Raw genomic sequence first — 13,793 nt, forward strand, 5'->3', positions numbered from 1 at the left:
CCACGAACGCGCAGCATACGGCCGGTCGCCGTCCGGAGTCATCTCTAAGCCTTTCGGCCCACCGCGGCGAAGCCGGGAAAGCGCGTTCCGGACTCCTCCACGTCGGCCGGCGACTCGGGATGCCAGGCGGGCACCCGGACGACACCGGGCTCGACCAGCGCAAACCCGGCAAAGAGGCGGCTGAGCTCGGTCTCGTCGCGCAGCGTCATCCTCGTGACGTCGCGGTCGTAGATCCGGCGGGCGTCGCGGGAGGCCTGCGTCTCCTCGTCGGCCTCGTACCCGGCGTGCGAGATCGCGAGGAAGCTGCCGGGGGCGAGGCGGTCGCGGTACTCGCCGATGATGCCCCACGGGTCCTCCTCGTCGGAGACGAAGTGCAGCAGCGCGATCATCAGCACGGCGACGGGCTCGTCGAAGTCGAGCTGCTTGTCCACCTCGGCGGAGGCCAGCACGCCCTGCGCGTCGCGGACGTCGGCGTGCAGCACGCTCACCTGGTCGTTGCCGTTCAGCAGCGACCGGCTGTGCGCGACGGCCACCGGGTCGATGTCGACGTAGACGACCCTGGCCTCGGGGTCGGCGGCCAGCGCGATCTCGTGCACGTTGCCGACGGTCGGGATGCCGGAGCCCAGGTCGAGGAACTGCCGGACGCCGCGGCCGAGCAGGTAGCGGACGGCCCGGCGCAGGAACGCGCGGTGGTTGAGCACCACCCCGCGCAGCTCGGGCATGGTCTCGAGCGTCTTCTGGCCGACGGCCCGGTCCGCGGCGAAGTTGTGCGCGCCACCGAGCCAGTAGTCGTACACACGCGCGACGCTGGGCCGTTCCAGGTCGATGTCCCCCGGTGCCCAGTTGGGCCGCTCCACTCGCTCACCCCACCCGCGTTCGGACCGTTCCACCCCATCATGCTCCTGCCCCTTGGCAGAATGCCGACCTCGTGAGGAAAAGTTTGCTGCTGTCGACCATTCTCGCGTCCATCGGCGCGTTTCTGCTGGTCGGCGGCGCGCTGCTGCTCGTGGACCCCGGCGCGCCGAAACACGAGGCGATCAAGACGGGCGGTCTCGCGGGCGGTGCGATCGTCGCCCTGTACGCGCTCTGGCTGAACGACCGGCGCCGCAAGGTCGAGGAGGCGCGCCAGGAGCTCGAGAGCCAGCGCATCGACCACGACCGGTCCCGTGTGGCCGACGAGCGGTTCGCGCGCGCCGTGGAGCTGCTGGGCCACGAGACCGCCCAGGTGCGGGTGGGCGCCATGCACGCGCTGGCCGGCCTCGCGAAGTCCCGCGTCGAGTACACGCAGACCGTGCTCGACATCCTCTGCGCGTACCTGCGGCGCCCGTTCAAGCGGCTGCCCGACGACGAGGACGCGGGCGAGATCGAGCTGGAGGTCCGGCTCACCTCGCAGCGGCTGGTCGAGGACCTGCTGCCGCGGCTGGAGGAGAAGGACCCGCCGCGCTACGACCTCAACCTCACCAAGGCGCACCTCGAGTACATGGACCTGTCGTACCGGCAGGTCGGCGACCTGATCATGCGGGTCGCGCACCTGAACGAGTCCAACGCGTTCCACCACATGGTCGTGCACGGCGACGTCTATCTCACCGACGCCACGGTGGCAGGCCGGTTGTACATGCACCACAACGACTTCCGCCGCAAGGCGTGGTTCAGCAGGTTCCGGGCGAACGGACTCGCGGTCTTCACGGAGACGAAGTTCGGCGGCGAGACCAAGTTCTCGAACTCGGAGTGGACCGACGTGAAGGCGGACGGCTGCACGTTCGCGACGAAGCCCGAACTGCCCGAAGCGTGGAGGATCTGACGTGAAGTGGCTCGCCGCCGTCCTCTCCGCGGTCGCGATGACCGCCGTGACGGCGATCATCCTCTTCCTGGTCAAGGCCCCGCCGGTGGAGATCGTCAAGACCGCCGGTGTCGCGGGCGGAGCGGTCATCGCGCTGTACGCGTTGTGGCTCAACGACCGCAGGCACTTCCTGGAGAGCGAGAAGGTCGCCGACGAGCGGTTCGCGCGCTCGGTCGAGCTGCTGGGCAACGACGCCGACCAGGTGCGCGTGGGCGCGATGCACTCGCTGGTGTGGCTGGCGAACTCCACGCCGCGCTACAAGCAGACCGTCCTCGACGTGCTGTGCGCGTACCTGCGCCGGCCGTTCCAGCACCCGTCCTGGGCCGAGAACGCCGCCGACCCGGACACGGTGCTGCTCGAGGAGGTGCCGCAGGACGAGCAGCGGGAGCAGCAGGTCCGCCGGACCGCGCAACGGCTGATCCGCGACCTGCTCTCGTGGGGTGACGACAAGAAGAAGGTGTACTACGACCTCGACCTGACCGGTGCCGCACTGGAGTACTTCGACCTGGACGGCCGCCGGGTCAAGAGGTTCATCGCGCGGCGAGCCCAGTTCTACGGGATCACCCGCCTCCCGCGGGCCGACGTGCAGGGCACGACGCTGTTCTCCGGCTCCACCTTCCACGGCCGCTTCGACCTGGGCTGGTCGAACTTCGACGGGGGCATCGCGTTCAGCGAGGTGACCTTCAAGGGCAGGGTCGACGTGCGCGGCGCGAAGGTCGGGCGGTTCCTCGCGCTCGTCGACCCCGCACCCGCCGACCTGCGCGGAGAGCTGGAACTGCTGCCCGGCACCGCGCTGCGCACCACCTACGACGGCTGGGCGCTAACCGGCGACGTGCAGCCGACCCGACCTCGCCTCCAGGACGACGTCGAGAAGGGCGCTCGCGGCGGCGCCGACCGTGTGCGCGGTGACGACGACCGTCTCGGCGGCGGGAACGTCCCCGCGAAGCCCGATGAAGTGCGCGCGGTCGGTCTTCAGGGCGAAGGACTGCGGAACCAGCGCCACTCCGAGCCCGAAGGCGACGAAGTCGAGAAGTGAGTGCACGTCGTTGACCTCGACGGCGACGTGCCGCTCGACCCCGGCGGCCGCCAGCGCGCGGTCGACGTCGTCGCGGGTGCCCCAGTCGGCGTTGAAGTCGACGAACGGCTGACCGGCCAGCTCGGCCAGTGCCACGGACTCCCTTGCGGCGAACGGGCTTTCGGGCGCGCACGCGAGCACGAGCGGCTCACTGGCCAAAGTGGACACCCGCAGGTCGTCCGCGAGCTTCGGCTGCCGGGTGACGAACGCGAGGTCGAGCCGGCCCGCGCGCACCTCCTCGACCAGGTCGGCGTTGCCGGACTGGCGCATCCTGATCTCCACGCCGGGGTGCAACTCGTGGAACCGCGCGAGCACCGCGGGCAGGTGCACCACGTGCAGGCACTGCAGGCTGCCGACCGACAACGTGCCGCGCAGCAGGCCCTGGACGGCCGCGACCGCGTCCCGCGCCGCCTCGACGCTGTGCAGCGCCCGGCGCGCCTCGGGCAGCAGGGCACGGCCGGCCTCCGTCAGTTCGACCTGGCGGGTGGTGCGCAGGAACAGCGGGGCACCGAGCTCGACCTCCAGCGCCCGGATCGACGCCGAGAGCCCCGACTGGGCGATGTGCATGCGTTTGGCGGCCCTGGTGAAGTGGCACTCCTCGGCCACCGCCACGAAGTGGTCGAGCTGTCTGAGTTCCATCATTCATCACCCAAGCTGCTGAATGAGATCACATCCTTGCGTTGGACAGCTTAATCGGAAGGGTCCAAGGTGGAGAGCATGCAGAAGCGTCGCATCGGAGAAGTGGAAGTCAGCGCCATCGGCCTGGGCGGCATGCCCATCTCCGTCGAGGGGAGGCCGGAGCGCGCGCAGGCGATCGAGACCATCCACGCCGCGCTGGACGCGGGCGTGACGTTCATCGACACCGCCGACGCCTACTCGCTCGACGACTCCGACTTCGGCCACAACGAGCTGCTCATCGCCGAGGGGCTGCGCGGCCGGTCCGAAGAGGTGTTCGTCGCGACCAAGGGCGGGCACACGCGCGTCCCGGGCGGCGGCTGGGCGCTCGACGGACGGCCGGAGTACCTGCGCAAGGCGGTCGACGGGTCGTTGCAGCGGCTCGGCGTCGACCAGATCTTCCTGTACCAGTTCCACCGGCCGGACCCGAAGACGCCGATCGCCGAGTCGGTCGGGGCGCTCAAGGAACTGCTGGACAACGGCAAGATCCGCTACGCGGGCGTCTCGAACTTCAACCCGGACGAGATCGTGCAGGCCAACGACATCCTCGGCGGGCGGCTCGCGGCGGTGCAGAACCAGTTCTCGCCGTTGTTCCGATCGAGCGAACCCGAGCTGGAGCTGTGCGCGAAGCTCGGCATCGCGTTCCTGCCGTGGAGCCCGTTCGGCGGCATCGGCAAGGCGGGCTCGCTGAGCGGTCCGTTCAAGGAGGTCGGCGACGCCCACGGCGTGAGCGCCCACCAGGTGTGTCTCGCGTGGATGCTCGCGAAGTCCGAAGTGGTAGTCCCCATTCCGGGTGCTTCTCGACCGGCGAGCATCCGGGATTCGGCGTCCGCCACCCACCTGGAGTTGACCGCCGAGGAGCTGGCCCGCCTGGACGGGTGACCCCGGTAGCAAATTGCGACAAATGGTCGCACGATCTAGTCCATGCGGACCTTGATCAGCATCGTGGCGATCGTCGCCGGCCTCTCGCCCGCCCCTGCGTCCGCGGCGCCCTTGCCCGAGGGCTCCGCGGACCACACCGCGGGATCTCAGATCCTCAAGCACGAAGGAACAGGTGACCTCCGCTCGACAGCGGAGTCACCACCCACAGCGGGCAAGGTGCCCGGCATGGACGTCAGCAGCCACCAGGGCAACGTCAACTGGAAGGACTCCTGGGACAAGGGCGCGCGGTTCTCCTACGTGAAGGCGACCGAGGGCGTCCACTACCGGAATCCCAACTTCACCCAGCAGTACGACGGTTCCTACAACATCGGCATGATCCGCGGCGCGTACCACTTCGCGCTGCCCGACCGCGCCAACGGTGTGCAGCAGGCGAACTTCTTCGTGAACAACGGCGGCGGGTGGTCGCCCGACGGCAGGACGCTGCCGCCCGCGCTGGACATGGAGTACAACCCGTACGGCGACACTTGCTACAACATGAACCAGACCGCCATGACGGCGTGGGTCAAGGAATTCAGCGACACGGTCTACGCGCGCACGAAGCGCTATCCGGCGATCTACACGTCCACGAGCTGGTGGAACAAGTGCGTCGGCGGTTCGGTGAAGTTCGGCGACAACAACCCGTTGTGGATCGCGCACTACAACTCGAAGCTCGGCCCGTTGCCGATGGGGTTCGACTTCCACACGATCTGGCAGTGGCAGGCGGCCGGATTGTTCCCCGGTGACCAGAACCTGTTCAACGGCAAGTTCGACCAGCTGCAGCGGATCGCCGCGAGCTGAGGACGGTCCCGACGCCGGGACCGTCCTCGCCCGTCTTCTAGTCGAACAACGCGGGGAGGGTGCCCTCCCAGGCTTCCCGCAGCTCGTCCAGCGGCAGTTCGCCGAGACCCTGGACCTCCAGGGCGTTCGACTCCGGGTCGACCACGCCGACCTTGCGCCACGGCAGCCGGCGCGCCGTGCACATGTCGGTGAACCGCTGCTCCTCGGTGCGCGGCACGGCGACCAGCACGCGGCCGGCCGACTCGCTGAACAGCGCGGTGAACAGGTCGCCCTCGGGGAAGACCCGCGCGCCCACCTCGCCGATCAGGCACGTCTCGACCAGCGCCTGCGCGAGGCCGCCCTCGGACAGGTCGTGCGCGGCGGAGACCATGCCGTCGCGCGAGCCCGCGACGAGCACCTCGCCGAGCAGCTTCTCCCGCTGCAGGTCGGCCTTCGGCGGCAGCCCGCCGAGGTGGCCGTGGACGTGGTGCGCCCACTCCGACCCGCCGAACTCGTCGCGCGTCTCGCCGAGCAGCAGCAGCGTCTCGCCGGCCTCGGCCCCGATCCCGGTGGGGATGCGGCGCCGCACGTCGTCGATCACGCCCAGCACGCCCACGACCGGCGTCGGCAGGATCGCCGTTCCGCCCGTCTGGTTGTAGAAGCTGACGTTGCCGCCGGTCACGGGAATGCCGAGCTCCGCGCAGCCGTCCGCGAGACCCTTCACGGCCTGCTCGAACTGCCACATGACCGCCGGGTCCTCCGGCGAGCCGAAGTTGAGGCAGTTCGTGACGGCGACGGGCGTAGCACCCGTCGCCGCGACGTTGCGGTAGGCCTCCGCGAGCGCGAGTTTCGCGCCCTCGTACGGGTCGAGCTTGGTGTAGCGCCCGTTGCAGTCCGTGGAGAGCGCGACGCCGCGGCCGGTCTCCTCGTCGATGCGGATCATGCCGCCGTCGCTCGGCTGCGCGAGCACGGTGCCGCCGCGGACGTAGCGGTCGTACTGCTGAGTGACCCACTTCTTGGAGGCCAGGTTGGGGCTGGCCGCCATGGTCTTGATCAGGTCGAGCAGCTCCTCCTTCGCCGGCCTCGGGAGGCGGTCGGGCGAGTTGGCCTGCAGTTCGTCCTGGTCGGCGGGGCGCTCGATCGGCCGGTGGTAGACCGGGCCCTCGTGCGCGACCGTGCGCGGAGGCACGTCCACGACGACCTCGTCGTGGTAGGTGATGACCAGGCGGTCGCCTTCGGTCACCTCGCCGATCTCGGTGGCGATGACGTCCCACTTCGCGCAGACCGCCAGGAACGCCTCGACGTCACCCGGTTCGACGACCGCGCACATGCGTTCCTGGGACTCGCTGCTGAGGATCTCGGCGGGCGTCATGTTCTCGGCCCGCAGCGGCACCCGCTCGAGGTGGACGCGCATGCCGCCGTCACCCGCGGAGGCCAGTTCGCTCGTCGCGCAGGACAGCCCGGCGCCACCGAGGTCCTGGATGCCGACGACGAGACCCTTCTCGAAGAGCTCCAGCGAACACTCGATCAGGACCTTCTCCGTGAACGGGTCGCCGACCTGCACGGACGGCAGCTTCTTGCGCTTGCCGGCCGTGTCGTCGAACGACTCGCTGGCGAGCACGCTGACCCCGCCGATGCCGTCCAGACCCGTGCGCGCGCCGTAGAGGATGACCTTGTTGCCCGTGCCGCTGGCGTGCGCGAGGTGCAGGTCCTCGACCCGCATCGCACCGACACACAGGGCGTTGACCAGCGGGTTGCCCTGGTACGACTCGTCGAACACGACCTCGCCGCCGATGTTCGGCAGGCCGAGGCAGTTCCCGTAGCCGCCGACGCCCGCGACGATGCCGGGCAGCACCCGTTTGGTGTCCTCGGCGTCCGGCTTGCCGAACCGCAGCGGGTCCATGACGGCGAGCGGCCGCGCACCCATCGCGAGGATGTCCCGGACGATGCCGCCGACCCCGGTCGCCGCGCCCTGGTAGGGCTCGACGTACGACGGGTGGTTGTGGCTCTCGGCCTTGAACGTGACGGCCCAGCCGTCGCCGATGTCGACGACGCCGGCGTTCTCGCCGATGCCCGCGAGCATCTTGCTGCGCATCTCGTCGGTCGTGGTGTCGCCGAAGTACTTCAGGTGCACCTTGGACGACTTGTAGGAGCAGTGCTCGCTCCACATGACCGAGTACATGGCCAACTCGGCGTCGGTCGGGCGCCTTTGGAGGATCTCCTTGATGCGCGCGTACTCGTCGTCCTTGAGGCCCAGCTCCTTGTAGGGCTGCTCCTGGTCGGGAGTGCTCTCCGCGTTCTTGACGGTGTCGATCACGCCTTCACCACCGTGTCGAGCAGGGACAGGAACATGCCCAGTCCGTCGTCCGTGGGGCCCGTGAGCGCGTCGATGGCGTGCTCGGGGTGCGGCATGAGGCCGACGACGTTGCCCCTGGCGTTGGTGATGCCGGCGATGTTGTTGCGGCTGCCGTTGGGGTTGTCGCCGACGTACCGGAAGACGACGCGGTGCTCGTCCTCGAGCTCCTTGAGGGTGTCTTCGTCGGCCTGGTAGCTGCCCTCGCCGGACTTCAGCGGGACGAGGATCTCGGCTCCCTGGTCGTACCGGCCGGTCCACGCAGTACTGGTGTTCTCGACCTTCAGCCACTGGTCGCGGCACACGAAGTGCAGCTTGTGGTTGCGCGTGAGCGCGCCGGGCAGCAGGTGGGCCTCGGCGAGGATCTGGAAGCCGTTGCAGATGCCGAGAACCGGCATCCCCTTGTGCGCGGCCTCGACCACTTCCTGCATGACGGGCGCGAACCGCGCGATGGCGCCGCACCGCAGGTAGTCGCCGTAGCTGAACCCGCCGGGCACGATGACCGCGTCGACGTTCTTCAGGTCGTGGTCGCCGTGCCAGAGCGGCACGGCCTCCCCGTCGGCGTACCGGACGGCCCGCTGCGCGTCGACGTCGTCGAGGGTGCCGGGGAAGGTGACGACACCGACCCTCATGCCTCGACCCTGCGCACGGTCCAGTCCTCGATCACGGGGTTGGCGAGGAAGGTCTCGGCGATCTTGGCGAGCGTGGCGTCGTCGACGTCGTCGGCGACCTCCAGCTCGAAGTGCTTGCCCTGGCGGACGGCGGTGATGCCGTCGAAGCCGAGACGGGGCAGCGCGTTCGCCACCGCCTGGCCTTGGGGGTCGAGGATCTCGGGCTTCGGCATGACGTCGACGACGACTCGGGCCACGACAGACTGCTCCTGGGAATGGGGAGGGCTGGCGGTACCTGCCGACCCTACCTGACCTGGGCGTTCATCCTCGCGACACGTGTTCGGGGGCACATCGTGACCGAGCCACCTTCGGGTGAACGAGCTTGTCTCGCCACGGAGGTTTGGTAATCTTGTGTCAGCTTCGGCCCGTAAGCCGGAGAAGTGAGCACGGTGCCCGTCCGGACGGTCGGCCGCCGTGCTTCGCGCTTTCTAGGGCAACCTCAGGTCGGTCACCTTGCTCATCAACGGCTGAACCCGGCGAAGCCAGTCGCCGCCGGCTCCGTAGCACCACGCGACGATGTCCGGAATCCACAACAACGCGTCGCCCTCGCTGGGCAGGTGCTCGTAGACGAGTCCGGTGCCGCGCGTACTTGCCGAGGCTGGTCCTGATCGTCAGGAGGTCGTGCTCGTCGCGAGCCTCCCGGCTGTCGAGCACGAGCCGGTTGGCGCCCACGTCGAGCAGGTCTCCTGTCAGCCGCGCGACACACACCTGCCTTGCTCGTTCCTCGCCCTTGCGGCAGCAGGCCAGGTACAGGTGCACCTGGACCGACGTTCGGACCAGGGCGGAGAGGATCTCTTTGCGCCGCGCCGGGGTCTCCTTCTTGAAGTGCAGCTCACGCTGGTTCGGCATGCGCATCCCCGCGAGCAACTTGCGAAGCTTCGTCAGTTCACGCGGCAGAACCACGGCGGCGGCCAGCAGGTAGGTGTTGTTGCGCCGAGACTCGTCGACGAAAGCGTGCAGACTCACGAGGCGTTCATCGGCACGCGCCGAACACCAGTTCACCAACTCCAACCGATCGGGACCGAACGACTCCGAATTGGACCTATTCCAACCGGCTATTTCGCCGAAAGCGAGACCGGTGGCACCGCGGCCGGATCGGACGGATGCTGGAGATCATGAAGATCCTCGTGCTCGGCGGAACCGTGTTCCTCAGCAAGGCCATCACGGCGGAGGCCGTCCGCCGTGGCCACGAAGTGTTCTGCGCTGCCCGCGGCGCGTCCGGCGGAGTGCCGGAGGGTGCCACGCTGGTCCAGGTCGACCGGGACCGGCCCGGCGCGTTCGACCAGCTGGCCGGGGAGCGGTTCGACTCCGTCATCGACGTGTCGAAGTACTCGGTGAACTGGGTGCGGGACGCCCTCGAGGCCTTCGGCGGGACCACTCCGCACTGGACGTTCGTGTCCAGCATCTCCGTCTACGCGGACCACTCGACGGGCAGCGACGAGCTGTTGCCGCCGCTGGAGGACGACCCCGAGGCCGAGTTCACGGCCGAGCGGTACGGCAGCGTCAAGGTCGCCAGTGAGATCGCGGTGCGCGAGGCGGTGGCGAGTCGGGAGTTCATCGTGCGGGCCGGGCTCATCACCGGGCCCGACGACCCCAGCGACCGGTTCGGGTACTGGCCCTCGCGGATGGCCCGGGGTGGGCGGGTTGTCGTGCCGGACAGTCCTGACCTGGGGTTTCAGCACATCGACGCGCGCGATCTGGCGCAGTGGATCGTGTTCGCGGCCGAGGAGCGGGTGACGGGCACGTACGACTCGACCGGGCCCGTCATGCCGTTCCAGATGGCCATCGGGGAGATCGCGGGGGCCACGGCGCCGGCGGGCACGCAGTTGGTGCCCGTGCCCGAGAGCGTGCTCAAGGAGCTCGGCATAAACCCGTGGGCCGGGCCTCGGTCGTTGCCGCTGTGGTTGCCGCAGGAGTGGGCCAAGATGGTCGGCCGCGACGTGAGCAACGCGCTGGCCAACGGGTTGCGCGTCAGGCCGCTGGCCGAGACCGCGCTCGACTCGCTGGAGTACGAGCGCGGCCTCGGGCTCGACCGGCCCCGCAAGGCCGGTCTCACTCACGAAGAAGAGCAGGAAATCCTCACAGCAGTGAGTTGACCTGCGCGGCGACGAGGTCGATGCGCACGCCCTGGTTCGGGCAGCCGCCGAAGTGGTGGAGGCCGATCACCTTGTGCGTGCGCCTCGACAGCACGGGTGAACCGGACGAACCGCCCTCGGTGTCGCACATGTAGCTGATGTCGGACTGCGAGGAGCTGCCGTTCACGCGTACGGCACGCACGACGCAGTAGCCACCGCCGTTGTTGTTGTCGCGCAACGACAGCTTCTTCAGCTTCCCGGCCGGGTGGCCGACGATGTACATCTCCTCACCCACGGCCGGAACGCGCGCGTCCAGTTCGAGGTAACCGAACGAGCTGATGGCCGCGAAGTTGTTCACGGTGAAGAGGGTGTAGTCCAGCGCGGCGCTGTACTTCAGGACCTGCGCCGCCAGCACCTTCGTGACGGTGGCCGAGTTCGTGCCACCGCAGGTCGGGCACTGGTAGTTGAACCACACCTCGATGCCGGTGGTGCTGGTGAAGCAGTGCTCGTTGGTCAGCATGCGGTTGTTGGGGCCGACCCGCCACGCCGTGCACAGCGAGCTGCCGTTGCGCAGCAGCTTCGCCACGGCGGGCGTCTTGCCCCACTCGGTGGGGTTGCTGGACTGGTAGCAGACCGCGTCCTTGTAGTCGTTCGTGCCGCAGATGCTCTGCACGGACGGCTGCGACGACATCTCGGCCTCGGTGTAGCCACGCGTGAGCTTGTCGATCCGGACGCGCGACAGCGGGTTCGTCACCGAGACCACAGCGGACGAGCCGGTGATCGACATGGCCCAGAAGCCGGACGCGTCGGGCGTCGCCGTCAGCGAGGACTTCAGGTCTCTCGTGTAGGTGTACTTCTCGGTGCCGTCAGGGTTCGACACCGTGAGCACGTCACCGGGCATGATCCGCAGGTCCGTGAAATGCAGCTTCACGTATCCGGAGCCCGGTCGTTCGACGGTCGTCGAACGATTCGCGCCACCCACGCGGACCGAGACGGATTCCTCGGTACCGATTTCCTGCGACTGCGGCGAAGAAGCCTGAGCAGGAGTAGAGGTGGTGGTAGCAGGGACGATGGACGTCATCGGCAGGGCAAGCGCCAGTGCCGTGAGGAGTTGCAGGGTTTTCCTCATGCCTTTTGATACTTCCGACGTCACCTGGCCGTGTCAGCCCGCCGAACGTCGGTAATGGAGGATTCAATGCAAGTTGTCCATTTCGGTCATGCCTGCGTGCTGCTCGACACCGGGACCACCCGCATCCTGATCGACCCCGGCACGTTCTCCGCGGGGTTCGAGGACCTCACGGACCTGGACGCGGTGCTGGTCACGCACCAGCACTTCGACCACGTCGACGCCGAGAGGCTGCCCGCGCTGCTCGAGGCCAACCCGCAGGCGCAGCTGATCGTGGACGAGGGCACGGCACCCTCAGTCGAGAACGCGACCGTCGCCCGGCCGGGTGACACCTTCAAGATCGGCGACACGGCGGTCCGGGTCGTCGGAGGGCAGCACGCGACGATCCACCAGGACATCCCGATCGTGCCGAACGCCGCCTACGTGGTCGGCGACGGCGCGTTCTACCACCCCGGCGACTCGCTGTTCGTGCCGGACGAGGACGTCGACGTGCTCGGATTGCCCGCGGGCGCCCCGTGGCTCAAGACCGGCGAGGCCGTCGACTTCCTGCGCGAGGTGAAGCCGCGGGTCGCCGTGCCGATCCACGAGAAGACGCTCGCGAGCCCGCAGATGGCCGTCCGGTTCTTCGACCTGCTGAAGCCGGAGGACACCGAGGTCAGGCTGCTGACGCCTGGCGAGGTGACGGCAGTCTGACGTACGTGGTCGGCACGGCGTCGTGGGCGAGCGCGATGTCCACGGCGTCGAGCACGGCCTGCCGCGCCCCCGGACGGTGCAGGTCGCGGGCGTCGACGGTGATCCGGGTCAGCCCGCCGCGGCGCGCGGACCTGGCCGCCGCGTAGACCAGCGCCAGCGATCGCAGCTCGCCGAAGCTGCTGCGTTCGGTCAGCGCGTGCAGGCGGCCGAGGGTCGCGAGCCCGCTGCCGACCTCGCGGACGGCGTGCGCGTCGGCGCACCGCGCGAACTTGTGCTTGGCCAGCGCCATCAACGTCCCGGGCGACGCCACACAGCGCCGAGGCGCGAACGTGTCGGCGTTCAACCCGAGAGCGTCCATCTGCAGACGGGCGCCCATCAACAACAACCCGGCTTCATAGGCCGGTAGCCGCCGTTGGCCGAGACCGTGCAGCACGACGGCATCACCGTGCGAGGCGCGCTGCCGCACCCATTCCTGCGCCTTGCCGAGCTCGCGAGGTACTACGAGCAGCGACAACGGCACCTGCCGCGGGTCGAGGGCCGCGGCGAGATCAGCGCATCGGTCGAGGTTCTGCGGACCGATGCCGGACAGAGAGACCACGAGCTGTGAGTGCACCGTACGAGTGCGCCACGCCGTGGTGACATCCGCGTGAAACCAGCGAGAACTCAGGCGAGCCAGTCAGCGAAAGACCGGCCCGTGAGCCGCTCGTACGCCTCGATGTACCGCGCACGGGTGGCCTCGATGACGTCGGCGGGCAGCGGAGGCGGCGGCACGTCCGACTTCCGGTCCCAGCCCGACTCCTCCGAGGTCAGCCAGTCGCGGACGAACTGCTTGTCGAACGACGGCTGCACACGGCCGGGCTCGTAGCCCTCGGCCGGCCAGTAGCGCGACGAGTCCGGCGTGAAGACCTCGTCCGCGAGGATCAGCTCCCCGTCCGGGGAGAGCCCGAACTCGAACTTCGTGTCCGCCAGGATCAGGCCGCGCGTCAACGCGTACGCGCGCGCCTCGCTGTACAGCTCGATCGTGCGGTCGCGCAGCTTCGACGCCAGCTCGACGCCGTGCTTCTCGGCGATGACGTCGAACGACACGTTCTCGTCGTGCGCGCCGATCTCCGCCTTCGACGCGGGCGTGAAGATCGGCGGGTCCAGCTCGGACGCCTCGACCAGCCCGGCCGGCAGCTCGATCCCGCACACCGCGCCGGTCGCCGTGTAGTCGGCCATGCCCGAACCCGTCAGGTACCCGCGCGCCACGCACTCCACGTCGACCATCTGCAGCTTGCGCACCAGCAGCGCGCGGCCGCGGACCTCGGCCGGGATGCGCGGGTCGTCGAAAGCGACCAGGTGGTTCGGCGCGAGCCGCTCGAACCAGAACACGCTCATCGCGGTGAGGACGCGCCCCTTGTCGGGGATCTCCGAGCTGAGGATGTGGTCGTACGCCGAGATCCGGTCGGAGGCGACGAACAGCAGCAGCTCGTCGTCCACGTCGTACAGGTCGCGAACCTTGCCGCGGGCGACGTGCTGGTAGTCAGCGAGCGTAGGCACGCCGGTCAGCCTACGTGCCCCTGTTTCGGCGACCGATGTACACCCCGC

The 13,793-nt window shown here is 68.9% G+C and carries 14 protein-coding genes; 5 read left to right on the forward strand and 9 right to left on the reverse strand.

All coding sequences use genetic code 11. The features are described from left to right. Positions 1-44 precede the first annotated feature (44 nt). A complete protein-coding gene (locus tag ABZX02_RS22765) occupies positions 45-857 on the reverse strand; it encodes an SAM-dependent methyltransferase (RefSeq protein ID WP_355300558.1) in 813 nt (270 codons plus the stop codon). A 71-nt stretch (positions 858-928) separates the two neighbouring features. Between ABZX02_RS22765 and ABZX02_RS22770 the strand changes: the two genes are divergently transcribed. After that, complete coding sequence (locus tag ABZX02_RS22770; protein ID WP_355300559.1) at positions 929-1,801, forward strand: pentapeptide repeat-containing protein; 873 nt, start codon at positions 929-931, stop codon at positions 1,799-1,801. Positions 1,802-2,660: 859 nt separating this feature from the next. On the opposite strand, the gene ABZX02_RS22775 is transcribed toward ABZX02_RS22770, so the two are convergent. Then, positions 2,661-3,554, reverse strand: coding sequence for a LysR family transcriptional regulator (locus ABZX02_RS22775; protein ID WP_355300560.1), 894 nt, complete (start codon positions 3,552-3,554; stop codon positions 2,661-2,663). 78 nt (positions 3,555-3,632) lie between these two features. On the opposite strand from ABZX02_RS22775, the gene ABZX02_RS22780 reads away from it, so the two are divergent. Together ABZX02_RS22780 and ABZX02_RS22785 are read left to right on the forward strand one after the other, a co-directional pair. After that, on the forward strand, positions 3,633-4,472 hold the full coding sequence (locus ABZX02_RS22780; RefSeq protein WP_355300561.1) for an aldo/keto reductase: 840 nt from the start codon (positions 3,633-3,635) through the stop codon (positions 4,470-4,472). 42 nt (positions 4,473-4,514) lie between these two features. After that, positions 4,515-5,309 (forward strand): lysozyme, encoded by a 795-nt coding sequence (locus tag ABZX02_RS22785; RefSeq protein ID WP_355300562.1) that lies wholly within the window; start codon positions 4,515-4,517, stop codon positions 5,307-5,309. Between the two features lie 37 nt (positions 5,310-5,346). Here the strand turns inward: ABZX02_RS22785 and purL are convergent, their stop codons facing one another. From purL to ABZX02_RS22805, 4 genes are all read right to left on the reverse strand, one after another. Next, on the reverse strand, positions 5,347-7,605 hold the full coding sequence (gene purL, locus ABZX02_RS22790; protein ID WP_355300563.1) for a phosphoribosylformylglycinamidine synthase subunit PurL: 2,259 nt from the start codon (positions 7,603-7,605) through the stop codon (positions 5,347-5,349). Next, entirely contained in the window at positions 7,602-8,273 is a 672-nt protein-coding gene (gene purQ / locus ABZX02_RS22795; RefSeq protein WP_355300564.1) for a phosphoribosylformylglycinamidine synthase subunit PurQ, read from the reverse strand. Before purQ ends, purL begins: the two co-directional genes overlap by 4 nt. Further along, positions 8,270-8,509: a phosphoribosylformylglycinamidine synthase subunit PurS gene (gene purS / locus ABZX02_RS22800; RefSeq protein WP_030465889.1), complete on the reverse strand. Its 240-nt coding sequence runs from the start codon at positions 8,507-8,509 to the stop codon at positions 8,270-8,272. Before purS ends, purQ begins: the two co-directional genes overlap by 4 nt. Positions 8,510-8,666: 157 nt before the next feature. Beyond that, a complete protein-coding gene (locus ABZX02_RS22805; RefSeq protein WP_355300565.1) occupies positions 8,667-9,278 on the reverse strand; it encodes a hypothetical protein in 612 nt (203 codons plus the stop codon). A gap of 149 nt (positions 9,279-9,427) precedes the next feature. Between ABZX02_RS22805 and ABZX02_RS22810 the strand changes: the two genes are divergently transcribed. Next, positions 9,428-10,408 carry an NAD-dependent epimerase/dehydratase family protein gene (locus ABZX02_RS22810; RefSeq protein WP_355300566.1) on the forward strand — a complete coding sequence of 327 codons (981 nt, stop codon included), beginning with the start codon at positions 9,428-9,430 and terminating at the stop codon, positions 10,406-10,408. Here ABZX02_RS22810 and ABZX02_RS22815 read toward each other — a convergent pair. Then, the gene (locus tag ABZX02_RS22815) at positions 10,392-11,318 is read right to left on the reverse strand and encodes a serine protease (protein WP_355300567.1); all 927 of its coding nucleotides are present in this window, start codon (positions 11,316-11,318) and stop codon (positions 10,392-10,394) included. The two genes, ABZX02_RS22810 and ABZX02_RS22815, sit on opposite strands and share 17 nt — an antisense overlap. A 264-nt stretch (positions 11,319-11,582) precedes the next feature. Here ABZX02_RS22815 and ABZX02_RS22820 point away from each other — a divergent pair, with 264 nt between their 5' ends. Continuing rightward, positions 11,583-12,206 carry an MBL fold metallo-hydrolase gene (locus ABZX02_RS22820; protein WP_355300568.1) on the forward strand — a complete coding sequence of 208 codons (624 nt, stop codon included), beginning with the start codon at positions 11,583-11,585 and terminating at the stop codon, positions 12,204-12,206. Here ABZX02_RS22820 and ABZX02_RS22825 read toward each other — a convergent pair. Together ABZX02_RS22825 and ABZX02_RS22830 are read right to left on the reverse strand one after the other, a co-directional pair. Continuing rightward, positions 12,169-12,819, reverse strand: coding sequence for a DUF2334 domain-containing protein (locus ABZX02_RS22825; RefSeq protein WP_355300569.1), 651 nt, complete (start codon positions 12,817-12,819; stop codon positions 12,169-12,171). The two genes, ABZX02_RS22820 and ABZX02_RS22825, sit on opposite strands and share 38 nt — an antisense overlap. 50 nt (positions 12,820-12,869) lie before the next feature. Further along, entirely contained in the window at positions 12,870-13,745 is an 876-nt protein-coding gene (locus ABZX02_RS22830; RefSeq protein WP_355300570.1) for a phosphoribosylaminoimidazolesuccinocarboxamide synthase, read from the reverse strand. Between the last annotated feature and the right edge of the window lie 48 nt (positions 13,746-13,793).

The sequence above is a fragment of the Lentzea sp. NPDC003310 genome (genome assembly GCF_040610935.1).
Lineage (GTDB): Bacteria > Actinomycetota > Actinomycetes > Mycobacteriales > Pseudonocardiaceae > Lentzea.

Bases quoted from the DNA above. Each gene is read 5' to 3' on its own strand.
- ABZX02_RS22785 (WP_355300562.1), top strand. From the start codon at position 4,515: ATGCGGACCTTGATCAGCATCGTGGCGATCGTCGCCGGCCTCTCGCCC.
- ABZX02_RS22780 (WP_355300561.1), top strand. From the start codon at position 3,633: ATGCAGAAGCGTCGCATCGGAGAAGTGGAAGTCAGCGCCATCGGCCTG.
- purQ (WP_355300564.1), bottom strand. From the start codon at position 8,273: ATGAGGGTCGGTGTCGTCACCTTCCCCGGCACCCTCGACGACGTCGAC.
- ABZX02_RS22820 (WP_355300568.1), top strand. From the start codon at position 11,583: ATGCAAGTTGTCCATTTCGGTCATGCCTGCGTGCTGCTCGACACCGGG.
- ABZX02_RS22775 (WP_355300560.1), bottom strand. From the start codon at position 3,554: ATGGAACTCAGACAGCTCGACCACTTCGTGGCGGTGGCCGAGGAGTGC.
- ABZX02_RS22810 (WP_355300566.1), top strand. From the start codon at position 9,428: ATGAAGATCCTCGTGCTCGGCGGAACCGTGTTCCTCAGCAAGGCCATC.